This window comes from Kitasatospora sp. NPDC003701, assembly GCF_053587085.1.
Genome location: NZ_JBSFNM010000001.1, coordinates 393313 through 415219, shown reverse-complemented (window position 1 = coordinate 415219; position 21907 = coordinate 393313). Strand labels below are relative to the sequence as shown.

At 74.1% G+C, this 21907-nt stretch carries 19 protein-coding genes; 13 read left to right on the top strand and 6 right to left on the bottom strand.

All coding sequences use genetic code 11. The annotated features are described in order from the left end of the window. Window positions 1–88: 88 nt before the first annotated feature. The 4 genes from ACWDRR_RS01595 to ACWDRR_RS01580 all read right to left on the bottom strand — a co-directional run bounded on the left by ACWDRR_RS01595 (window position 89) and on the right by ACWDRR_RS01580 (window position 4022). The gene (locus ACWDRR_RS01595) at window positions 89–592 is read right to left on the bottom strand and encodes a DoxX family protein (protein WP_449770148.1); all 504 of its coding nucleotides are present in this window, start codon (window positions 590–592) and stop codon (window positions 89–91) included. 19 nt (window positions 593–611) lie between these two features. Then, a complete protein-coding gene (locus ACWDRR_RS01590; protein WP_449770147.1) occupies window positions 612–1286 on the bottom strand; it encodes a hydrolase in 675 nt (224 codons plus the stop codon). Window positions 1287–1390: 104 nt separating this feature from the next. Then, a complete protein-coding gene (locus ACWDRR_RS01585; RefSeq protein ID WP_449770146.1) occupies window positions 1391–3289 on the bottom strand; it encodes an amidohydrolase in 1899 nt (632 codons plus the stop codon). 22 nt (window positions 3290–3311) lie between these two features. Next, window positions 3312–4022: a GPR1/FUN34/YaaH family transporter gene (locus ACWDRR_RS01580; protein ID WP_449770145.1), complete on the bottom strand. Its 711-nt coding sequence runs from the start codon at window positions 4020–4022 to the stop codon at window positions 3312–3314. Window positions 4023–4414: 392 nt separating this feature from the next. Between ACWDRR_RS01580 and ACWDRR_RS01575 the strand changes: the two genes are divergently transcribed. Beyond that, window positions 4415–6472 (top strand): galactose-binding domain-containing protein, encoded by a 2058-nt coding sequence (locus ACWDRR_RS01575; protein ID WP_449770144.1) that lies wholly within the window; start codon window positions 4415–4417, stop codon window positions 6470–6472. An 85-nt stretch (window positions 6473–6557) separates the two neighbouring features. Here the strand turns inward: ACWDRR_RS01575 and ACWDRR_RS01570 are convergent, their stop codons facing one another. Both ACWDRR_RS01570 and ACWDRR_RS01565 read right to left on the bottom strand, forming a co-directional pair. Further along, window positions 6558–7427, bottom strand: coding sequence for an AraC family transcriptional regulator (locus tag ACWDRR_RS01570; protein WP_449770143.1), 870 nt, complete (start codon window positions 7425–7427; stop codon window positions 6558–6560). Window positions 7428–7830: 403 nt separating this feature from the next. Beyond that, window positions 7831–8475, bottom strand: coding sequence for a GyrI-like domain-containing protein (locus ACWDRR_RS01565; protein ID WP_449770142.1), 645 nt, complete (start codon window positions 8473–8475; stop codon window positions 7831–7833). A 352-nt stretch (window positions 8476–8827) separates the two neighbouring features. On the opposite strand from ACWDRR_RS01565, the gene ACWDRR_RS01560 reads away from it, so the two are divergent. The 12 genes from ACWDRR_RS01560 to ACWDRR_RS01505 all read left to right on the top strand — a co-directional run bounded on the left by ACWDRR_RS01560 (window position 8828) and on the right by ACWDRR_RS01505 (window position 21895). Continuing rightward, window positions 8828–10150, top strand: coding sequence for a TrpB-like pyridoxal phosphate-dependent enzyme (locus ACWDRR_RS01560; protein ID WP_449770141.1), 1323 nt, complete (start codon window positions 8828–8830; stop codon window positions 10148–10150). 231 nt (window positions 10151–10381) lie between these two features. Beyond that, entirely contained in the window at window positions 10382–11491 is a 1110-nt protein-coding gene (locus ACWDRR_RS01555; RefSeq protein WP_449770140.1) for a 2-deoxy-scyllo-inosose synthase, read from the top strand. 197 nt (window positions 11492–11688) lie between these two features. After that, window positions 11689–12327 carry a class I SAM-dependent methyltransferase gene (locus tag ACWDRR_RS01550; protein ID WP_449770139.1) on the top strand — a complete coding sequence of 213 codons (639 nt, stop codon included), beginning with the start codon at window positions 11689–11691 and terminating at the stop codon, window positions 12325–12327. 86 nt (window positions 12328–12413) lie between these two features. Then, entirely contained in the window at window positions 12414–13259 is an 846-nt protein-coding gene (locus ACWDRR_RS01545; protein WP_449770138.1) for a sugar phosphate isomerase/epimerase family protein, read from the top strand. A gap of 7 nt (window positions 13260–13266) precedes the next feature. Further along, entirely contained in the window at window positions 13267–14187 is a 921-nt protein-coding gene (locus ACWDRR_RS01540) for a deoxyribonuclease (RefSeq protein WP_449770137.1), read from the top strand. Further along, complete coding sequence (mfnA, locus tag ACWDRR_RS01535) at window positions 14132–15379, top strand: tyrosine decarboxylase MfnA (RefSeq protein ID WP_449770136.1); 1248 nt, start codon at window positions 14132–14134, stop codon at window positions 15377–15379. The genes ACWDRR_RS01540 and mfnA overlap by 56 nt, the downstream gene beginning before the upstream one ends. Window positions 15380–15390: 11 nt before the next feature. Beyond that, the gene (locus ACWDRR_RS01530; protein WP_449770135.1) at window positions 15391–16836 is read left to right on the top strand and encodes a B12-binding domain-containing radical SAM protein; all 1446 of its coding nucleotides are present in this window, start codon (window positions 15391–15393) and stop codon (window positions 16834–16836) included. Next, window positions 16833–17885: a zinc-dependent alcohol dehydrogenase gene (locus ACWDRR_RS01525; protein WP_449770134.1), complete on the top strand. Its 1053-nt coding sequence runs from the start codon at window positions 16833–16835 to the stop codon at window positions 17883–17885. Before ACWDRR_RS01530 ends, ACWDRR_RS01525 begins: the two co-directional genes overlap by 4 nt. Next, window positions 17882–19216: a phenylacetate--CoA ligase family protein gene (locus tag ACWDRR_RS01520; protein ID WP_449770133.1), complete on the top strand. Its 1335-nt coding sequence runs from the start codon at window positions 17882–17884 to the stop codon at window positions 19214–19216. Before ACWDRR_RS01525 ends, ACWDRR_RS01520 begins: the two co-directional genes overlap by 4 nt. Continuing rightward, on the top strand, window positions 19213–20073 hold the full coding sequence (locus ACWDRR_RS01515; RefSeq protein WP_449770132.1) for an NAD(P)-binding domain-containing protein: 861 nt from the start codon (window positions 19213–19215) through the stop codon (window positions 20071–20073). The genes ACWDRR_RS01520 and ACWDRR_RS01515 overlap by 4 nt, the downstream gene beginning before the upstream one ends. After that, window positions 20070–21209, top strand: coding sequence for a BtrH N-terminal domain-containing protein (locus tag ACWDRR_RS01510; RefSeq protein ID WP_449770131.1), 1140 nt, complete (start codon window positions 20070–20072; stop codon window positions 21207–21209). The genes ACWDRR_RS01515 and ACWDRR_RS01510 overlap by 4 nt, the downstream gene beginning before the upstream one ends. 5 nt (window positions 21210–21214) lie before the next feature. Beyond that, window positions 21215–21895, top strand: a complete 681-nt coding sequence (locus ACWDRR_RS01505; RefSeq protein ID WP_449770130.1) for a class I SAM-dependent methyltransferase — start codon at window positions 21215–21217, stop codon at window positions 21893–21895. Window positions 21896–21907: the final 12 nt, after the last annotated feature.

Here is a 21907-nt window from a genome sequence, read left to right as displayed (position 1 = left end):
CCCGGCCGGGGAGCGGTGAGCAGGTCGGGAGAGATGAGCAGGGTCGGGACGCGAGGGGGGGTGGTGCCTCCTCGGGGGTGCGCGGCCGTCAGGGCCGGGCGGCCACCGGGGCGGGCCGGTGCAGCAGCAGGCGGACGGCGAGTCCGCTGCCGACGCCGCCCAGCACGGTGACCGCGACCCACCAGAGGGCCCAGGGCGCCAGGCCCAGGGCCTGGTCGACGGAGTACCGGCCGGGCCCGGTGAGCGCGAGCACGGTCGCGACGACGATCAGCACGAGCGGGTACTCGTAGCCGTCCTTCTGCACCCAGAGGCCGTGCGGCCACTTCACAGTCAGGGCGACCGTCATCACCCCGGCCGCGCCGGCCGCCGCGAGCGGGGTCAGCGCTCCGGCGGCGAGCAGCAGGCCCGAGCCGATCTGGCCGGCTCCCGCGGCGAGCGCGGTGAGCCTCCCGCCGCGGAAGCCGTCGTGCCGGAACTCCTCGGTCCCGCCGGCCAGGCCGCTGCCGTCGAGCCGGAAGCTGACCTTCTGGATGCCGTGACCGGCGATCAGCAGCCCGGTCACCAGGCGGAGGATGAGCAGACCGGTGTCCATGGTCTCGTTCCGTTCCCGGTCAGCCCGCGGCGTGCGGGTCGATCATGGACTGCGCGTAGACCACGCCCAGCCCGTACGCGCCGCCGTGCTCCTTGACCACGTCCAGGGTGTCCGCGTACGTCCCGGTGCGAGCCCAGTCGCGCTGGAGCTCCAGCAGCACCTGGAGCCAGGTGACCGGCACCGCGCCGGCGGCGGCCATCCGCTGCACGGCGTGCTCGTGGGCGGCCGGCGTGACACCGGCGGAGGCGTCGGCGACCACGTAGACCTGGTAGCCCTGGTCGAGCGCGGACAGGGCCGGCAGGACCAGGCAGACCTCGGTCCAGAGGCCGGAGAGCACGATCTTGCGGCGGCCGGTGGCCTTGACCGCCTCGACCAGCGCCTCGTCCTCCCAGGCGTTCATCGAGGTGCGGTCGACGATCTCGTGCTCCGGGAAGACCGCGCGCAGCTGCGGCAGTATCGGCCCGGAGAAGGACTCGGCGGCGACGGTGGAGAGCACCACCGGCACGTCGAAGACCCGGGCGGCCTTGGCCAGGCCGACGGTGGCGTTGATGACCCCGGCGCGGTCGGCGCCGGCCGCGCCGAAGAACATCTGCGGCTGGTGGTCGACGAACAGCATCATCGCGTTGTCGGGCGAGATGAGGTCCGGGCTGGGCTGGGCCGAGACACCGGCGAGGTCGAAGGTGCGGTCGGTCATGATCGGCTCCTTGAGTCGGGAGGGTCGGAGTGGGGAGAGGTGGGGAGGGTCGGGGTCGGGAGGGTCGGTCGGACGGTGGGTGCGGCCCGGCGACGCCCGGGGGCTCAGCCTCCGAAGCAGGGGTCCACGAAGCCGGCCGGGCCGGCGGGTTCGAGCCCGCGGGCGAGCCGCCACCGGTACTGCTCGTCCCCGGCGGCCGCCACCTCGGCCAGGCGGTCGGCCTGCCGGGCACCGGAGTTCGAGGGCGGCGGGGAGGCCTGGTAGCCGCCGAAGTGGGCGACCGGGCTCCAGGCCGGGCTGATCGGCGGCGCCGCCTCGTCCAGGCCCTCGTACTCGGCCACCGCGTGGACGAGACGGCCGCCCACCACGGTGAGCACGGCCTCGATGTGCGGGATGTCCTCGGCGGGCACCGTGAAGTAGTCATGGGAGAGCACCGCGAAGTCGGCGAGGAAACCTTCCTTCAGAAGCCCCTTCACCGCCTCCTCGCCGGTGATCCGGGCGCCGCCGCGGGTGTACAGCTCCAGCGCGCTCTCCCGGGAGAGCAGCCGCTGCGGCGGGTAGAGCGCGCGTCCGCCGACGGTCCGGCCGGTCACCAGCCAGTGCAGGGCCACCCACGGGTTGTAGGAGGAGACCCGGGTGGCGTCCGTGCCCGCCGCGACCGGCAGGCCGAGCGCCAGCATCTCCGTCACCGGAGGGGTCCGGGCGGCGGCCTCGGCGCCGTAGCGGTCGGCGAACGCCGAGCCCTGGAAGGACATCCGGTTCTGCACGCTGATCGCGCCGCCGAGCGCGGCGATCCGCTCCAGGCTGTGCGGGGAGACCGTCTCGGCGTGGTCGAAGAGCCAGCGGTTGCCGGCCGGGAAGAGCCCGTCCGCGGCGAGCTTCTCGAAGACCGCGAGGTCGCGCCGGATGGTCTCGTCGTACGTCGCGTGCAGCCGGAAGCCCCAGCCGTTCTCCATCAGCAGCCGCACGGCCTGCTCGAACCGGGCCTCGTAGCCGGCCTCCAGGTCGGGCCGCGGCTCGGTGAAGTTCTCGAAGTCGGCGGCGGCCCAGGTGAGGTTCTCCCCGGCGCCGTTCAGCCGCAGCCACTCGTCGCCCTCGCCCGGTCGGACCGTCTCGACCCAGCGGCGCAGGTCGTCGATCTCCTGCCCGGCGGTCTGCGGGAACAGGTGGTACGCGATTCGCAGCGTGAGCTGCCCTTCGCGGGCCAACTCGATGACGGTGGCGTAGTTGTCGGGGAAGTTCTGGAAGCCGCCGGCGGCGTCCACCGCCGAGGTCAGGCCGAACCGGTTGAGTTCGCGCAGGAAGTGCCGGGTGGAGGTCTTGCGGTCCGCCTCGTCCGGCGCGGGCGCCTTGGCCAGGGTCGAGTACAGCACAAGCGCTCCGGGGGCGGCCAGCAGGACGCCGTTGGGCTCGCCGTCGCGGCCGCGGACGATCTGCCCGCCGCGCGGATCCGGGGTGTCGCGGGTGAATCCGGCCGCGCGGACGGCGGCCCGGTTCATGATCGCGGACTGGTAGAGGTGCAGGACGAAGACCGGGGTGTCCGGCGCGGCGGCGTCGAGCTCCGCCGGGGTGGGCAGCCGACGTTCGGCGAACTGCTCGGCCGTCCACCCGCCGACCACCCGGATCCACTGGCCCTTCGGGGTGCGGGCGGCCTGCTCGCGGAGCATCGCCAGGCCCTGGCGCAGCGAGCGCACCCCGTCCCAGCGCAGCTCCAGCACGTAGTTCAACCCGCCGCGGATGACGTGCAGATGGGAGTCGTTGAGCCCCGGCACGACCCGTCGGCCGAGGCCGTCGACCACGCGGGTGTCCGGCCCGACGTGGGCGGCGATGTCGCGCTCGTCCCCGAGGGCGAGCACGCGGCCGTCGCGGACGGCGAGCGCGGAGGCCTCGGGCCGGGCGCGGTCCCCAGTGTGGATCTTCGCGTTGCGCAGGACGAGGTCGGCGGGGTGCTGGGGCGGGCCGGCAGCGGGCACAGTGCCGCCGACGGGCATGGAATCAGCCATGATCGTCGCTTTCGGGAGGGGTTCAGAGGGTGCGGCGCACGCCGGCCTGGCGTTCGAGGTCGCGCAGTTGGACCGTCAGATCGCCCTCCACCGCGTGGTGGGCCGGGCCGCTGCGGCCGATCGGCAGGACCTCCTCGCCCCGCATGTCCTCCAGCATCAGCGCGAACGCCGTGTAGAGGGCCACGGCGGCGAGCAGCAGCCCGAGCGCGCCGGAGAGGGTGCCCAGCCGGGCGACGCCGGTCAGATTGGCCAGCGCGGCCACCGCGAACCGGGGCACCGCGGTGCACAGCACCAACCAGAGCGCCCGCTTGCGGCCCGCCACGCTCGCCATCATCAGGGCGAACAGCGCGAACGTGGCGTTCAGCACGCCCAGCACGTGGGTCCCGCCGACCGGATCGACCACCAGGACGAGCGAACTCGCCAGCCAGAGACCGGAGAAGCAGGCCATCAGGGTCGCCGCCAGGGCGTCCCGGGCACCGAGGGCGAACACCGCCACCACCAGTTGCAGGACGAACGCCGGCAGGATCGCCAGGCCCACCGCCCGCCGGGCGCCGTCCTCGAAGACGCCGAGCTGGAAGCAGCCGACCAGCACCGAGGCGATCCCGACCGCGTAGAACCCGAGCGGCATCGGTGAGGCGATCGGCCGCAGGTTGATCCGCGTCATCCGGCGCAGATCCGGCTCGAAGCGCCGGACCCCGGACGGTTCGGCCGGAGAACTCTCACTGGTCGTCATGGTGCCTACTCCGATGCGGGATGGACGAGCCTCGCGGAGCGCCGTGGCGCGGGCCGCGGCCGGTCCGGCGAGGGCGGGCGGGGCGGTCGGGGCGGGAGCTCCCGGCTGCCGTGCGGAACACGACGGACGCTAATGCGGCTTCGGGACGGCCGGTGCTCTCTCCCTGCACAGGCCTTGCTCACGGGCGCACCGGGACACCGGCCCGTCCCCGAGCGGGCCGGCACGTCAACGGGCCATCCGTCCACGCCTATTGACTCGGAATCCAACAGTGGCGATTCTCGTCACACCGAGTACGCGGGACATGACAGTCGCCCGGCCGGGGCGGTCAGGCGCCCCGCGCCGGTCGGCCGTGTCTCCGCGTCGTCCGCCACCGAAGACACAAGTGGTGACCCATGCCCCCTCACCCCCACCGCCGGCGCAGACTCGTCACGGCCCTGGCGTCCCTCCTCACCCTCCTCTCCCTGCTCTTCGCCGCCCCCGCGCCCGGGGCCTCGGGCGACCCGGGCTGGTGGAACCCGGTCGCGCGGCCCGCGCCCGACTCGCAGATCGGCGTCACCGGCGAACCCTTCCGCGGCACCGACGCCCAGGGCCGGGTCCGCGGCTTCGTCGACGCCCACGACCACCTGATGTCCAACGAGGCCTTCGGCGGCCGTCTCCTGTGCGGGAAGACGTTCTCCGAGTCGGGGATCGTGGACGCGCTCAAGGACTGTCCCGAGCACTACCCCGACGGCTCGCTCGACGTCTTCGACCTCCTCACCAAGGGCGACGGCAAGCACGACCCGGTCGGCTGGCCCACCTTCAAGGACTGGCCGGCCCACGACTCGCTGACCCACGAGCAGAACTACTACGCCTGGGTCGAACGGGCCTGGCGCGGCGGCCAGCGGGTGCTGGTCGACGACCTGGTCACCAACGGCGTCATCTGCTCGATCTACCCCTTCAAGGACCGCGGCTGCGACGAGATGGACTCCATCCGCCTCCAGGCGCAGAAGACGTACGACCTCCAGGCCTACATCGACCGGATGTACGGCGGGGCGGGCAAGGGCTGGTTCCGGATCGTCACCGACAGCGCGCAGGCCCGCGAGGTGGTGAAGCAGGGCAAGCTCGCCGTCGTCCTCGGGGTGGAGACGTCCGAACCCTTCGGCTGCAAGCAGATCCTGGACATCGCGCAGTGCAGCCGGGCCGACATCGACCGCGGCCTGGACGAGCTGTACGGCCTGGGCGTGCGCAGCATGTTCCTGTGCCACAAGTTCGACAACGCGCTGTGCGGGGTCCGCTTCGACGAGGGCACCCTCGGCACGGCCATCAACGCCGGCCAGTTCCTCTCCACCGGCACCTTCTGGAAGACGGAGCAGTGCGCCGGGCCGCAGCACGACAACCCGATCGGCCTCGCCCCGGCGCCGGAGGCCGAGAAGCTGCTGCCACCGGGGGTGACCGTCCCGGCCTACGCCACCGGCGCGCAGTGCAACACCCGCGGCCTCACCGAACTCGGCGAGTACGCCGTGCGCGGCATGATGCAGCGCAAGATGATGCTGGAGGTCGACCACATGAGCGTCAAGGCGGCCGACCGCGCCTTCGACATCCTCGAATCGGCCTCCTACCCGGGCGTGATCTCCTCGCACAGCTGGATGGACCTCGACTGGACCGAGCGCGTCTACAAGCTCGGCGGCTTCGTCGCCCAGTACATGAACGGCGCCGAGGCGTTCAGCGCGGAGGCCAAGCGCACCGACGCGCTGCGCGACAAGTACGGGGTGGGCTACGGCTACGGCACCGACATGAACGGCCTCGGCGGCTGGCCCGCCCCGCCCGGTGCCGGCGCCCCGAACCCGGTCCGCTACCCGTTCCGCACCGCCGACGGCGGCTCCGTCGTCGACCGGCAGACCACCGGCGAGCGCACCTGGGACTACAACACCGACGGCGCCGCGCACTACGGCCTCGTCCCGGACTGGCTGGAGGAGATCCGGCTGGTCGGCGGGCAGGGCGTGGTGGACGACCTGTTCCGGGGCGCCGAGTCCTACCTGACCACCTGGGGCGCGGCCGAGCACCACCGGGCCGGCACGAACCTGGCCGCCGGCGCCTCGGCCACGGCCGGCTCCGCGGAGTGGAACCCGTTCACGAGCTACGCCCCGGACCGGGCGATCGACGGCAGCACGGGCACCCGCTGGGCCAGCGACTGGAACGACGACCAGTGGCTGCGGATCGACCTCGGGTCCACCACGCTGGTCGGGCGGGTCACCCTGGACTGGGAACGCGCCTACGGGAAGGCGTACCGCATCGAGGTCTCCACCGACGGCGCCACCTGGCAGTCGGTGTGGTCCACCACCACGGGCGACGGCGGCCTGGACACCGCGCGGTTCACCGGTGTGCCGGCCCGGTACGTCCGCGTCCACGGGCTCCAGCGCGGCACGCAGTGGGGCTACTCGCTCTACGAGGTCGGGGTCTACAGCACCTGACGGAAACCCCCGACAGGGGTGCGCGGGCCCCGGGCGACCGCCCGGGGCCCGTGGGGGCGTGCCCGCTGCCCGGGCGCGCTCCCGGTCACCCCCGGCGGGTGTGCGGCATCAGGTAGACGTCCACCGCGACCTGGCGCTCGGGGTGGGCCGACGGGAAGGAGGAGAACTCCAGGTAGTACGGCAGTGGCGGGCGCTCGGTGCGCTGCATGCCCTTGGTGGCGGCGCTGACCGCCAGGTGCATGTAGGTGAACGGGATCAGCTCGGGCGGCCCGACGTGACGCATCGCCAATCCCGTGGACGCCGGAACCACTTGGACGCCCATGCCGTCGCGCGACTGCGGGTCGAAGCGGTCCGAGACCGGGACGCAGATGTCGTGCCGCGTCCGGGCGCCGATGAAGAAGTCCGGGTCGTCGTAGGAGACGCCCAGGGCCTTGGAGCGGGCCGGACAGTGGCCGTGGGTGGTGAGCCAGCCGCGCAGCCGCTCCCAGGCGGTGTCGGCGCTGTCGATCGGGCCAAGGTGGGAGTAGAACGCGACCCGGCGCTGCGGGATCGCGGCCGGGCGGATGTCGGCGCCGGCCGCGCCGGCGGTCGGCCAGGCGGTGTTCTGCGGGTTGGTGCGCAGGTCGGTGGGACATATCCCGTACGCGGACCGGAACGCGCGGGTGAAGGCCGCGTGCGAGTTGTAGCCGGCGCTGACGGCGATGTCGATGATCGTGCGGTCGCCGTAGACCAGTCGGTACGCCGCCAGCGAGAGTCTGAGCCTGCGGACGTAGCGGTGGATCGGCTCGCCGACCTGGTGCCGGAAGACCCGGCGCAGGTAGTCGGGCGAGGTGTTGGTGGCCATCGCCAGCTCCTCCAGCGAGACGGCCGCCTCACCGTCCCTGACCTGGGCCACGATGTGGGGGATGGCCCGGCGCAGACGCTCGTCGTGGCTGCTCAGCGTGTCGATCTTCATAGCAGACTGAAGCCCTCCGCTTCTCGGGTCCGACGGGCGGGGTCCGACGGGCCACCGGAGCCGATTCCGGGCCTGTGGGGCCGACGCCTGACGACGGACCGACCGATGTCATGTCAATCGATCGCACCTCAATGCCTACCTGCGCGGCAACCCCCCGTGCGCGCCAGGGTCGGACGTCCGGATCCACATCGCCCCGGAGCTTGGCCGGGGAACGGACACTGCCCTGCCGGCAGCTCCCGGGGACGGGCGAAGACGGGCCCCGAACGGGCCGTCGGCCCTGACGGGGATTCTCACGATGCTAGGGGGGGCGTCCAAGGCTGTCCAGCGGGCCGCAGCCGGTGCGCGGAGGTGCGCCACGGCGGCCACGGGAGGTCACCGGCCCGTGCCCGGGTGTGCCGACGCCTCAGGACACCGGCTGGCGCAGGATGGTACGGCGCCGCTCGGGGGCCGTCCTGGTCGGGTCGGAGAGGTAGATCTCGTGGTGCCGGCCGGCCTCGCGCAGACCCTCGGTGTGCAGGTAGTCGTGCAGCAGCTTCACCGTCCGCGGCTCGGTCTCGTACGGGCCCTTGTGCAGCACCTGGACGCAGCGGCCCTCGGCGAAGGACTCCCGGCGCAGCCGGCCGGCCGCCTCGGCGCCGGCCTTGGCCGCCGCCTTGGCGAGCGCGGCGGCGAGTTGGGCGTCGGTGTAGGGGACGGGCTGGCGGATCAGCAGGGTCCACTCCCAGCCGGCCCGGTCGCCCGGGCCGTAGGAGTCGGCGGAGACGGCGTCGAACCGCGGGTCGTTGCTGTGCCAGAGCCCTTCCAGCGGCATGACCGCGTAGTCCGTCCCGGTGTCGGCCCGGACGGCGAACTTGAGGGCGTACGAGGCCGCGTACAGCGCGGCGACGGCGGGCCCGAACGCGGGGCTCTGCTGCGGGTCGCCGACGCCGTCGACGGCCAGGAAGGCGAACTCGGGGACGTCGACCGGCTGCGGGACGGCCCTGGCGGCGTACAGCGCGCCGCCGAGCTTGCGGTGGTCGGTCTTCTCGGCCTTGCCGGTGGTACTCATGGTGCACAACTCCCGTACGGCTGCGGATCGGGGCGCCCGGGGCGCCGGTGGGTCGGGCGGCCGGAGGCCCCCGCAGGGGCGAACGAGACGGCGCGGCCGCGGTCACCGCGCGCCCGGTCGCACGATCCGGACCGTCGCCCGGCCGCCGGCCCGGGCCGCTGACCCGGGCTTCGCCCAGGACCGGGCCGGTCCGGGACGGCTTTTCCACCGTTGCGGTCAAGTCCTCCCCCGGCAACCGATCCAAAGCTTGACTGAGCCGGTCAACAACGCTCCAACCGCTTCTCACCCGGTCGTTTCGCTGCGAGAACTGACGTGCGCGGTTCCCCCATCCGGATGACGAGAGGGATGCATCGTGACTCCAGCCGCCCAGTGGACCCCCGTGTCGGTGCCGGCCGCAGCGGACCCCCATGAGGTCCCCTCGCACTGGTTCAACCTCGTCCCCAGCCTGCCCGGCCCCGTCCCGCCGCCCCGCGAGCCCGAGGGCGCGGAGCACGACGCCTGGGGCTCCCGGCTCGCCCTGCAACAGCGGATCCGGCTCGACGCCGTCCGGGCCCAGGACGGCGCCACCGAAGCCTTCCTGGCGATCCCCGAGCGGGTCCGCGAGGAGCTGGCGTCGATCGGGCGCCCCACCCCGCTGCTGCGGGCCCGGGCCCTGGAGCGGTACCTGGAGACCCCGGCCCGGATCTACCTCAAGCGCGAGGACGTGCTGCCCACCGGCAGCTTCAAGCTCAACTCGGCCATCGCCCAGGCCCACTTCGCGGCCGAGCAGGGCGTCGACACGCTGGTCACCGAGACCGGCGCCGGCCAGTGGGGCCACGCCGTGGCCTGGGCCGCCCGCCGGTTCGGCCTGCGGGCCGTCATCTACTGGGCGGGGGTCTCGGCCCGCCAGAAGCCCGGGCGGCGCGCCCTGATCGAGATGCTCGGCGCCGAGGTGCACGCCTCCCCCAGCGAGCGGACGCCGGTCGGCAAGGCCCTGCTGCGCGACGGGCGGCACCTGCTGGGCTCGCTCGGCACCGCGATCGGCGAGGCGATCAGCCACGCCGCGCTGCACCCGGACACCCGCTACATCTCCGGCAGCAACCTGGCCCACGTGCTGATCCACCAGACCGTCATCGGCCAGGAGACCAAGGCCCAGCTGGCCGCCCTCGGCGAGCGGCCGGACGTGCTGGTGGCCTGCGTCGGCGGCGGCAGCAACCTCGGCGGCTTCATGGGCCCCTACCTGGCCGAGAAGGCGGAGCGCGGCGACGGGCTGCTGCTGCTCGGCGCGGAGTCCGCCAGCGCCCCCCGGCTCACCCGGGGCACCCTGCGCTACGACCACGCCGACCCGGAGGGCGTCACCCCGCTCGGCAAGTCGTACACCCTGGGCCGGGACTACGAGCTCCCGGAGACCCACGTCGGCGGGCTGCGCCAGCACAGCGGCTCGCCCATCATCGGCGTGCTGCGCGGCGAGGGCCTGCTGGACGCGGTCGCGTACGAGGAGGAGGACGTGTTCGAGACCGGGCGGCTGGTGCTCTCCACCGAGGGGATGCTGATCGCGCCCGAGTCCTGCCACGCGCTGCGCGCGGCGGTGGAGCGGGCCGTGCTGGCCCGGGAAACCGGGCGCTCCGAGGTGATCGTCGCCTGCGTCAGCGGCAACGGCCTGCTCGACCTCGACGGGTACCTCGCGCACCGCTGACCCGCCTCACCGGCCCGCCCCGCGGAGCCGCCGACCGCGCACGCCGACCGCGCACGCCGGGAGCGCACCACCGCGTACCCGGGCCGGCCCGCACCACCGGGAGCACCACCCCCGCGCACGGGGCGCGACGACCGGAGCACCCGTGCCACGGCCGCGCACGCCAGGACCACGCACGCCAGGACCACCCGTTCCGACACCACCCGTTCCGACACCCTGCACGAAAGGACCGACGTGTCCGACGGAACCATCATCGAGCTGTCCAGCGGGACCAACCCGAGCTGCCCGTACTATCTGGGCGAATCCATCGGCGACCGGCTGCCCGAGTACCTGGGCCGGCACGCCTTCGACGAGTTCTACCTGGTCACCAGCCAGCCGCTGTACGAGCTGTTCGGCCGGGACCTCGCGCACCGGCTCGGACGGGCCGGCGTCGCCGTCAACCTGATCACCGTGGCCGAGGGCGAGAGCGTCAAGGGCTGGCCCGAACTCACCGCCCTCTGCGAGCGGTTGGTGGCCGCCGGCGCCACCAAGGACTCGATCGTCGGCGCGCTCGGCGGCGGCATGATCAGCAACCTGGCCGGACTGGCCGCCGCCATGGTCTACCGGGGCCTGCGCTTCGTCGAGATCCCGACCACCATGCTGAACCTCACCGACGGCACCCTCAGCAACAAGCAGGCGATCAACGGCGCGCTCGGCAAGAACCAGTTCGGCGTCTACCACGCGCCGCTGTTCATCTGGGCCGACGTGGCGATGCTGCGCAGCGAGCCGGAGCGCCAGCACCGCAGCGCGCTGGTCGAGGCGCTCAAGAACGGCCTGGTCAACGACGCCGCGTGGGTCGACCGGATGGAGAGCCTGCTGGCCGGCGGCGTCGCGGGCATCCGGGACGACCTGCTCGGGGTCTGCCACGAGGTGGTCCGCAGCAAGCTGGGGATCCTGGCACAGGACCCGGGCGAGCGCGGCGCCGGGATCATCCTGGAGTACGGCCACACGGTGGGCCACGCGGTGGAGTTCCTCTCCGGGGGCGCGCTGCTGCACGGCGAGGCGGTCGGCATCGGGATGTGCGCGGCGGCCCGGCTGGGCATCCGGCTCGGGATCACCGCCCCGGAGGTGCTGGCCCGCCAGGAGCACCTGCTGGGCACCCTGATCGGCAGCCCGACGGCGGTGCCCCGGGAGTTCACCCCCGAGCGGATCGTCGAGGTCATCCTCAGCGACAACAAGCGCCGGGCGGGCAGCGCGGTGCGGTTCGTGCTGGTGCCCGAGGTCGGCCGGGTGCACATCGTCGACGGCGACCACGAGACACCGGTGCCCGAGCCACTGCTGAAGAGCGTCCTCGCCGAGGCCTGAGCGCCCTGAGCAGCCTCCCTGAGCATCCTGCCCTGAGCACCGCCGCCCTGAGCACCGCCGCGCCGAGCACCCCGCCCCGAGCACGCCGCCCCGAGCACGCCGCCCGACCGGAGCACCCCGCCGGAGCACCCCGCGCCCCCTCCGACCGCCGAACCAGCAGGCCCGGACGGCCTGTCCGGCCCCCCGAAGGAGTCACCATGAACGACGCGCATTCCCCGGAGATCGCCGAGACGGTCTACCGGCTCGACGGCCCGCTGCGCTGGGCCCTCGGCGAGGTGCAGGACCTGCTGCGCAGCGTCGGCGCCGCCCCCGGCCAGCAGGTGGTCGACGTCGGCGCGGGGACGGGCTACGCGGCCGTGCCCGCCGCCCGGCTGGTCGGGCCGCAGGGCTCGGTGCACTGCGTCGACGGCAGCCCGGAGCTGCTGGAGGTGCTCGCCGCCCGGGCCGCCCGGGAGGGCGTGGCGGACCGGCTGACCCGCACCGTGAGCCCGGTGGTGCCGCTGCCGGTCGCCGACGCCGCCGCGGACCTGGTGATCTCCACCTACGTGCTGCACGAGCTGGCCGACGACGCACCGGCCGCGATCGCCGAGATGTACCGGGTACTGCGCCCCGGCGGGCGGGTGGCCCTGGCGGACTACCGCAAGACCGCCGACAAGGAGCGCAACCGGGAGATCGAGGCCTGGTACGCCCGCCAGCCCGACGGCGCCGGCCCCGAGGAGGTGCACCTGCGCTTCTCGCTCGGCCAGGTGGAGGAGATGCTGCGCGCCGCCGGCTTCCAGCGGATCGAACTGCGCACCTGGCACGACTTCCACGTGCACGCCACCGCGGAGAAGTGAACCGGACCACCACGCGGGGGCGCGCCCCGACGGCCGCCCCGGACAACGCATCTGACGAACAGTCGGCACGGAGAAGGAGAACAGTCGTGGTCAAGCTTGCCTACAACGCCAACGGCCTGCGGACGATCCCGGTGGAGCGCGCGATCGAGGCGGTCGCCGACGCCGGCTACCAGGGGATCGAGCTCTCGCTGCACCCGGCCCACCTGGACCCGTTCGCCTTCGGCCCCGCCGAGGCCGCGCCGATCCGCAAGGCCCTGGAGCGCACCGGCCTGACGGCCTGCTGCCTGGCCGCGGGCGCCGACAACCTGCTCGGCGAGGAGCGCTTCGAGCCCTCGCTGATCCACCCCACCGCCGAGGGCCGGGCCCGCCGCGTCGACCTGGTGCTGCGGGCGGTCCGGATCGCCGACGAACTGGGCATCCCGTACGTCAACTTCGCCACCGGCAAGCGCAAGCCCGAGGTCGGCGAGGAGCAGGCCCGGCAGTGGCTGGACGAGGGCGTGCGGCAGGTGCTGGAGGGCCCGGGCAGCGCGGTGCTGGCGATGGAGCCCGAGCCGGAGTTCTTCCTGGAGAGCAACGACGGGGTCGCCCGGCTGGCCGACGCGCTGGCCTCGGACCGGTTCGCCCTCGCCCAGGACCTCGGCCACTGCCGGGTGGTGGAGGAGGACTACCTCGCCTCGGTCGAGCGGAACCTGCCCTACACGAAGATCATCCAGGTCGAGGACATCAAGGGCCGGGTGCACCACCACGAGATCCCCGGGGACGGCGACATCGACTTCGCCGGGTTCTTCTCGGTGCTGGGGCGCGGCGGCTACGACGGCTACGTCAGCGTGGAGCTGTACAACCACGCCGACCGCTACGAGCACGCGCTGCGCCGCAGCCGCGAGGTGCTGACCGCCGCGATCGCCGCCGCGGCCGCCGGCCCGCGGGGCTGAGCCGGCCGTGCCCGCCGACCGCCCCGGCCCGCCGCCGCCCCCGCCGCCGCTCGCCCCCCGGGCCCTGCACGGGACCGGTCTGACCCCGCTGTTCGACCACCACATCCACACCGACCTGCGCAACGCGGACGACTACGAGCTGATGGCCGTCAGCGGGGTGCTCACCGCGCTCGCGCCGTGCTCCGCCTCCCTGGAGGCCCGGGACTCCGGCAGCGCCTTCGCCGCCCGGTTCGAGCGGCTCGCCGGGGCCGAGACCGCGCGGGCCGCCGCGTACGGGATCGACCTGCACGTGGCGCTCGCGGTGCACGCGGCCGACATGGCGGGCCTGCGCGGCGCGCTGGCCGGGATCGAGGTGCTGGAGCAGTACCTGGACCACCCGAGGGTCCGGGCGCTGGGCGAGGTGTCGCTGCGCGGCGGCGGCCCGGACGAGGTGGAGGTCCTGGAGCGGCAGCTGAAGCTGGCGTCGGCGCGCGCGGTGCCGGTGCTGGTCGAGTCGCCGCCCGCGCTGCCGGCCTTCCGGGAGATGCTGGCGCCGCTGGCGGGCGCGGTGGAGCGGGCCGGCATCGACCCGGCCTCGATCGCGCTGCTCGACCTGGACGAGCAGCGGATCGACCTGCTCGCCGAGCACCCGGCGCTGCGCGGGCTCGGCGGGTACGGGATCGCCGTCGCCCCGCGCCAGGACGCGCTGTTCCAGGTCCGCGAGAAGCAGTCGCACCGCGAAGTGCTCGCCCTGCTGGAGCGGTTCGGCCCGGAGCGGCTGATGCTCAACACCGGCCTGCACTTCGGCTCGGCCGACCCGCTGGGTCTGGCCCGCACCGTGCACCGGCTCCGACTCCATGGTGTCCCCGAGCAGATCGTGAGGGCTCTCGCTCATGGCAACGCTGCCCAGTTCTTCGCCGTCCCCCACCGGGTCCCCGCCGCCGGCTGAGTCCGCCGGCGCCCGCCCGCCCGGGCTGCCCGACCGGGGCGCGCCCGTCGAGCAGGTGCTGGCCGAGCTGGCCGGGCTCTGCGCGGACGACCACGACTACCGGGACGGCACCGTCTTCAACTCGATCTGCTCGACGCCGCTGCCGGTGGCCGAGCAGGTGTTCGCCGCCCACCAGCAGGCCAACCTGGGCGACAACCGGATCTTCCCCTCGCTGCCCCGCGCCGAGGCCGAGGTCACGGCCATGCTGGCCGACCTGATGGACGGCCCGGGGGCGTCCGGGGTGGCCACCTCGGGCGGCACCGAGGCCAACCTGCTGGCGGTGCTGGCCGCCGTCCGGCGCCACCGGGCCCGGTTCGGGGCCGGCACGCCGGCCCGCGTCCTGCTGGGCGACAGCGCGCACTTCTCCTTCGACAAGATCGCCACGCTGCTGCCGGTGGAGGTGGTCCGGGTCCCCTCCGACGGGCGGCTGCGGGTCGACACCGGGCGGCTGCTGGCGCTGGTCACCCCGGACACCGCCCTGGTGGTGGCCACCGCGGGCAGCTCCGAGTCGGGCGCCGTGGACGACGTGCCGGTGATCGCCGCGCACGCCTCGGCGCTCGGCGTGCCGGTGCACGTGGACGCCGCCACCGGCGCCTTCCTGGTGCCGTTCGCCCGTGAGCTGGGCGACCCGCTGCCGCCGATCGGGTTCTCGGTGCCGGGCGTCTCCTCGATCACGCTGGACCCGCACAAGTACGGCGGCGCGCCGATCCCCTCGGGCCACGTCCTGTTCCGCGACCAGGACGCGCCGGACGCGCTGCGCACCTCCTCGCACTACCGGGGCACCTTCGACCACCACGCCCTGCTCGGCACCCGGCCCGGCGGCGCCCTGCTGGGCACCTGGGCGGCGCTGCGCGCCCAGGGCCGCAGCGGCTACCGGGCGTCGGTGGCCGGGCTCTGGGAACGGCGGGCGCTGCTGGTGCGGCTGCTCACCGAGGCCGGCTTCGAGGTCGCCCCGCGGCCCGAGCTCACCGTGGTGACCGTCCGCCACCCGAGCCCGGAGAAGCTGGTGGACGCACTGGAGGAGCGCGGCCTGATCGCCTCGGTGGCCCGCCGGCTCGGCCTGCTGCGGCTGGTCGTGCACTGGCACCAGAGCGAGCGGCAGCTGCGCCGCCTGGTCGGGGTGCTGGCCGAGGTCGACGGGGGCCGGCCGTGAAGGTGCTCTTCGTGTCGATCAACAAGCTGAAGTCCTTCCGACCGGTGCTGCCGATCGGCATGGTCACCATCGCCACCCAGGCCCGGGCGGCCGGCCACCAGGTCGAGACGCTGGACCTGATGTGGGAGGAGGAGGACGAGCCGGTGGTGCGGGCCGCGGTCGGCGCCTTCAAGCCCGACGTGGTGGGGATCTCGATCCGCAACGTCGACTCGCAGAGCATGCTGGAGCCGGTCGTCTACACCCCGCTCGCCCGCGAGGTGGCCGACTGGTCGCGCGACGAACTGCCCGGCGTCACCGTGCTGCTGGGCGGTCCGGGGTTCTCCACCGTCCCGGAGGACCTGATGGACTTCGTCCGGGCCGACTACGGCATCACCGGCTTCGCCGAGGAGTCCGTCCAGCCGCTGCTGGACCACCTGGCCCGGGGCGAGGAGCCGCTGGACGTGCCCGGGGTGATCCGCCCGCTCCCGGGCGGCGGCTACCACCGGCGCGACGCCGTCTTCCGGATCGACTACCGCAAGGCGGCCCGCCCGGACCCGGCGCTGTACGACCAGCGGTACTTCAGCTACTCGTACGAGACGCACGACCGCAGCCTCAAGGTGCCGGCGACCATCCAGACCAAGAAGGGCTGCGTGCTGGAGTGCGTCTTCTGCAGCAACTTCCTGGTGGACGGCACCGGGGTGAAGTTCGACGAGGTCTCCCGGGTCGCCGACGAGGTGGAGCGGCTGCGCGACGAGGGCCTGGAGGTCCTGGAGATCGTCGACGGGGTGTTCAACCTGCCGCTCAACTACTCGCTGGAGGTGCTGCGGGAGTTCGTCCGGCGGGGCATCGAGATGCCCTGGTCCTGCATGGTCAACCCGGGCAACGTGACCGCCGAGCTGGTCGACCTGATGGCCCGGACGGGCTGCTACTACGTGGAGTTCGGCACCGACTCGGCCTGTGACCGGATCCTGCGCGGGCTGAAGAAGAACTTCCGGCAGCGCCAGATCGTGGAGTCCCACCGCAAGTTCGTCGAGGCCGGCATCCGGGTCGAGCACTGCCTGTTCATCGGCAGCCCCGGCGACGACCGGGACTCGGTCCGCGAGACCTTCGACGTGATGGAGCAGCTCGTCCCGCCCGCCACGCCCGACGTGCACGCCTTCTGGACGCTCGGCCTGCGGGTCTGCCGGGGCACCGCCCTGCACGCCACCGCCGTCGCCGAAGGAATGATCACCGGAACGGAGCGATTCATCGTGCCCAAGTACTACTGCTCCCGCGCGGTCATCGAGGACGACACCCTCCTCGACGAGATCCAGGCGCGGGTGCTGGCCAACGACAACTGGTACCTGTGGTGGGGGCTCAACTCGATCAGCCTGCGCGAACGCATCACCATGGCCCGCGCGGAGAGCGAGCGGATCGAGGCCGAGCTCAACGACCACCTGCCGCCGCTCCCGGCGCCGCCCGCGGGCGGTGCCCGGTGAGCGCCGGGGCGGACCTGCGGCTGACCGGCCCCGGCCGGCTCACCGTCGACGAGGCGAAGCCGCCGACCGCGCCGCTCGGCCCGGACGAGGTGCTGGTCGAGGTCGACCGGGTCACCCTGTGCGGCAGCGACCAGGCGCTGTACGACGGCGCCTACGGCGGCCCGAGCAGCTACCCGCTGCGCTTCGGCCACGAGTGGTCCGGACTGGTGGTCGACACCGGGAGCAACGGCCGGGCCCTGCTGGGCCGCTGGGTCACCGGTGACTGCTCGCGCTGGTGCGGCGACTGCCCCCGGTGCGGCACCGACCGCAACGTCTGCGCCCGGATCGAGAAGTTCGGCCTCACCGTGGACGGCTTCTCGACCCGCCTGCGGACGGTCGACCGCCGCTACCTCTACCCCGACACCCACGACCTGGGCCCCGGGCTGCTGGCACTCTCCGAGTTCTTCGCCGTCGCCGCCCAGGGCCTGCACCGGATCGCACCGCGCCCCGACGAGCGGGTGCTGGTGATCGGCGCCGGCGCCCTCGGCCTGGCCTCGTACCTGCTGCTCACCGGGGCGTACGGGGTCGGCGGGGTGGAGCTGCTGGAGGCGGACCGGGTGAAGGCCGCCGCCGTCACCGAGCTGCTGCCGAGCGCGCTGGTCCGCACCGAGGCGCCCGAGCCGGACGCCGCCGCGCGGTCGGCCGGCGGCTACGCCGCCCTCACCGCCACCGCCCGCTACGACCTGACCGTGGACTGCTCCAGCGGCGCCGACGGGCTCGCCACCGCGCTGGCCTGCGCCGTACCGCGCGGGCGGGTGCTCTGCTTCGGGCTGCGCCGCAGCGCGGCGCTGCGCACCGACCTGCTGGTGGCCAACGCGCTGACCCTGGTCGGCTCGATCGGCGGCACCGGCGGCTTCGGCCGGGCCCAGGAGTTCCTGGCCGGCCACCGCGAGGAGGCCGCCCTGCTGGTCACCCACCGGCTGCCCGCCGAACGGGCGGCGGAGGCCTTCACCCTCGACCCCCGCACCCGGATCAAGACCCAGCTGATGTTTGGAGAGGATGCCCGGTGACCACCGCCGACCGCCCCCCGCACCTGCGCTATCCGGAGATCCGGGAGGCCGCGCTCGCCGATCTGGCGGCCTTCGAGAAGCTCAGCCCCGACCAGGTGCCCGACCACCAGTTCGCTCTGCTGCGGCGCCAGTTGGACCACGCCTTCGCCAACTCGCCGTTCTACCGGGAGCACTGGGCCGAGCGCCACGGCACGCTGCGGCCCGGCAGCGTCGAGGAGCTGCGGACGCTGCCCTTCACCACCAAGGCGGAGCTGCGCGGTGCCTACCCGTTCGGACTGCTCGCCGTCGGCCGGGAGGAGCTGATCCGCTACGGCGAGTCCACCGGCACCACCGGCAGCCCCACCTCGTCGATGATCACCTACGAGGACTGGATCCGCGGCAACGTCGCGGTCGAGCAGTCCGTCGGCCACGTCCTGGGCCCCGGCGACCTCGCCTTCATCGCCATCCCCTACGAGCTGGCCTTCGCCTCCTACGACCTGGACCGGGCGCTGGAGCAGAACGGCGCGGCCGTGGTGCCGGTCGGCACGCTCAGCCTGGTCTGCCCGTTCGAGCGGATGGTCGAGATGATGTGGACCGTCCGGCCGACCGCGCTGGTCTGCACACCGAGCCGGGCGCTGCGCCTCTACGACATGCTCAAGGACACCGGGCGCGACCCGGCCGAGATCGGCCTGCGGACCTTCCTCTACGTGGGCGAGACCTGCTCGCCCGCCAAGCTGGAGAAGATCGCCGCGCTCTGGGGCGTCCGGCTCTCCAACGCCTACGGCTCCACCGAGACCAACTCGCTCGGCCTGGTCTGCGAGCGCGGCAGCCTGCACCTGACCGAGGACCGGCACCTGTTCGAGGTGATCGACCCGGAGACCACCGGGCCGGTGCCCGACGGCACCGCCGGCGAACTGGTCATCACCTCGCTCGCCGGCCGGGCCATGCCGCTGCTGCGCTACCGCAGCGGGGACTTCGTCACCGTCTCCGCCGAGCCCTGCGCCTGCGGCAGCCCGCGCCGGGTGCTCGCGCACCACGGGCGGGTCAGCGAGCAGCTGATCGTCGGCGGGCAGCGGATCAACAAGCTGGCGCTGGAGCAGACCGTGCTCGCCACCGGGGGCGCGGGCCTCTACTGGGCGGCCGGCGTCGCCGGGGACCGGCTGGAGATCCGGGTGGAGGCCGAGGGCGAGGACCCGACGGCGCTCTGCGCCGCCGTCGCCGAGCGGGTCACCGCCGAGTTCGGGGTGCCCGCGGCGGTCGCCCCGATCGACCGGGCCCAGGTGCGGCGGGCGATGGACCGGATGCTCAAGCCCGGCAGCCTCACCATCGAGGACCTGGAGGCGGTCTCATGACACTCGGCCTGCGCCCGGGCAACCCGGCCGAACCCCGGCACAACGACCCCGGGACGATCGCCGTGGTCGGCCTCGGCCGGCTCGGCGCGGTGCTCGCCGACCGGCTCGCCGAGCGCTTCCCGGTGCTGCTCAACGACAGCGACCCCGCGGTGGCCCGGCGGGTCGCCGCCGAGCTCTCGCTGCCCGACATGGACCAGCGCGAGATCCTGTCGGCCGCCGACACCGTACTGCTCTGCGTCCCGCCGCAGGAGACCGCGGCCGCGCTGCGCCGGCTCGCCGCGCTGGCCGAGCGGATCGGCCGCCGGGCGCTGTTCGTCAACATGGCGACCAGCGTGCCCACCGAGGACCTGCCGGACCTCGGCGTGGAGGTGGTCGGCCTCAAACCGGTCTGCCAGTTCACCGCGGTGGCGCTCGGCCTCAAGACCGTCCTGGTGACCTCCGCGCCGCGCCGGATCGGGCTGCTGCGGACCCTGGCCGCCGACCTCGGCGAGGTGGTGCTCGGGCCGGAGGCCTGCGTCGGCCCGGCCAACCGCGCCGCCACCAAGGCCGCCCTGCGCGCCTGCGCCGACCTGGCCGCCGAGCTGACCGAACGCGGCCTGCCCACCGACATCGTGCGGGCCGCGATCCGCAACGTCTTCGTGGGGACGGCACTGGACTACCCGCCCTCGGACGCCAACCCCTACACCCGCTCGGTGCTGGACGAGATCGCCGCCGACGCCGCGGCCGCCGCCCGGCCGCCGGCCGCCCCGCCGACCGCCGCCGTGCCCGCCACCCGGCCGACCGCCCTCGTCCCGACGGACGCGCTCGGCTGGGCCGCCTGGGCCGAGCGCCCCGTCACCCCGGGAGGACCCGCATGACCACCACCCCGCCGGACGTGCTGCACGGCGGCGCGCACTGCGAGACCGCCTCGATGCGCAAGCAGCTGGCCGCGCACGGCCTGCCGATCAGCGAGGCGATGCTGTTCGGCGTGGCCGGCGGCATCAACTTCATGCACATGCCCGCACCGCCCGGCGGGCGCGGCTTCACCGGCGGCCGCAACGGCCCGTTCCCGGAGTTCACCCGCCGGATGGCGGCCGGCGTCGGCCTGGACCTCGAGGTCGCCGTCACCGACGACCCCGACCGCGCCCGGGACGACCTGCTGGCCGAACTCGACCGGGGCGGCCCGGCGGTGATCTACGCGGACCTCTTCCACCTGCCGTACTTCCAGGCCACCCGGCACTTCGGCGGCCACGCGATCGTCGTCGTCGGGTACGACCGCGAGCAGGGCACCGTCACCGTCTCGGACCGCCCGGCCCGCCCGCAGACCCTGACGGCGGCCGAACTGGCCACCGCCCGGGCCTCCGCCCACCAGCCCTTCCCGCCCCGGCACGCCCTGCTGCGCGCCGAGTGGAAGGCCGCCCGGCACCCCACCGAGGACGACATCCGCCAGGGCATCCGCTTCTCCTGCCGCGCGATGCTGCACCCGCCGGTGCCCAGCTTCGGGCTGCGCGGCCTCGACTCCTACGGGGCCGGGCTGCAGCACCTGCTGCTCAGCGACACCCCCGCCGGCGCCGTGGTGGAGGAACTGGCCGGCGCCTACGTCGACTTCGAGCTGGCCGGCACCGGCGGGAACGCCTTCCGCAACCTCTTCCGGGAGTTCCTGGCCGAGGCGGCCGAACTCACCGGCGACCACCGGCTGGCCGACGCCGCCCTGCTCTGCGCCGACAGCGCCGGGCGCTGGGCGCGGGTGATCGGGCTGCTGCTGCCCGACTGGACGGCGGACTTCGCCGAACTCGCCGCCGCCTACCGGGCCCGGGAGGCGGAGCTGCTGGACGGCGGCGCCGCCGCCCTGGCCCGGGCCGCCCTGCTGGGCGAGCGGCTGCCCGCGCTGCGGGCCGCCGCGGCGGCCGGGCTCGGCCCGGTGCGCGAGCGGCTGGCCGGCGAGCTGCGGGCGGCCCTGAGCTCCGTCGCCGAGACCGAGCGGGAGCTGTTCGCCCTGCTGAGGGAGGTGTGAGCGGTATGCCCACCGGCCTGCTGCCGGCCGTCCGGACGCCGACCCGCCATCGGCTCTCCGACGAGGCGGACCGCCTCGCGTACGACCGGTACGTGGCCGCCCGCAACCAGTACAAGGAGGAGTTCCTCGACCTGCTGGAGAGCGCCTGCGCGGACGGCCCGGTGCTGGAGGTCGGCCCCGGCTACGGCGGGTTCGCCGGGCTGCTGCTGGCCCGCCGCCCGGTCGACCTGCGGGTGCTCTGCACCGACCCGGGCGCCGTCGCCCCGCTGCGCGAGCGGCTCGGCCCCGCGGTGCCCGTCGACCACTGGCCGGCCGGGACCCCGTTGCCGGCCGCCCTCGCCCGGCGGCACCCGCTGGTCTACAGCGTGCACGCACTCGGCGAGTGCGTCGAACCGGCCGCCCTGCTGCGCGGGTTGGCGCAGGCCCTGGCCCCCGGCGGCCGGCTGCTGGTCAACGACCTGCGCCGCGACCCGGACCCGTTCATCCTCGAATACACCCTGCGCGAGATGGCCGCCGACGAATCGCCCGACGGCCGCTACCGCTTGCGCACCTACCTGGACTCCCTGCGCGGCGCCTGGACCAGCGCCGAACTGCGCGAACGGCTCGACGCCGCAGGGATGGCCGACTGGGCGGTCGGCCCGGACGGCCCGATGGCACTCACCGTCGAGCACCACCGCGCCACCTGACGACCGGAGAGG

Coding starts and splice junctions, on each gene's coding strand:
- ACWDRR_RS01595 (WP_449770148.1), bottom strand. CDS start 592: ATGGACACCGGTCTGCTCATCCTCCGCCTGGTGACCGGGCTGCTGATC.
- ACWDRR_RS01590 (WP_449770147.1), bottom strand. CDS start 1,286: ATGACCGACCGCACCTTCGACCTCGCCGGTGTCTCGGCCCAGCCCAGC.
- ACWDRR_RS01585 (WP_449770146.1), bottom strand. CDS start 3,289: ATGGCTGATTCCATGCCCGTCGGCGGCACTGTGCCCGCTGCCGGCCCG.
- ACWDRR_RS01580 (WP_449770145.1), bottom strand. CDS start 4,022: ATGACGACCAGTGAGAGTTCTCCGGCCGAACCGTCCGGGGTCCGGCGC.
- ACWDRR_RS01575 (WP_449770144.1), top strand. CDS start 4,415: ATGCCCCCTCACCCCCACCGCCGGCGCAGACTCGTCACGGCCCTGGCG.
- ACWDRR_RS01570 (WP_449770143.1), bottom strand. CDS start 7,427: ATGAAGATCGACACGCTGAGCAGCCACGACGAGCGTCTGCGCCGGGCC.
- ACWDRR_RS01565 (WP_449770142.1), bottom strand. CDS start 8,475: ATGAGTACCACCGGCAAGGCCGAGAAGACCGACCACCGCAAGCTCGGC.
- ACWDRR_RS01550 (WP_449770139.1), top strand. CDS start 11,689: ATGAACGACGCGCATTCCCCGGAGATCGCCGAGACGGTCTACCGGCTC.
- mfnA (WP_449770136.1), top strand. CDS start 14,132: ATGGCAACGCTGCCCAGTTCTTCGCCGTCCCCCACCGGGTCCCCGCCG.
- ACWDRR_RS01515 (WP_449770132.1), top strand. CDS start 19,213: ATGACACTCGGCCTGCGCCCGGGCAACCCGGCCGAACCCCGGCACAAC.
- ACWDRR_RS01510 (WP_449770131.1), top strand. CDS start 20,070: ATGACCACCACCCCGCCGGACGTGCTGCACGGCGGCGCGCACTGCGAG.
- ACWDRR_RS01505 (WP_449770130.1), top strand. CDS start 21,215: ATGCCCACCGGCCTGCTGCCGGCCGTCCGGACGCCGACCCGCCATCGG.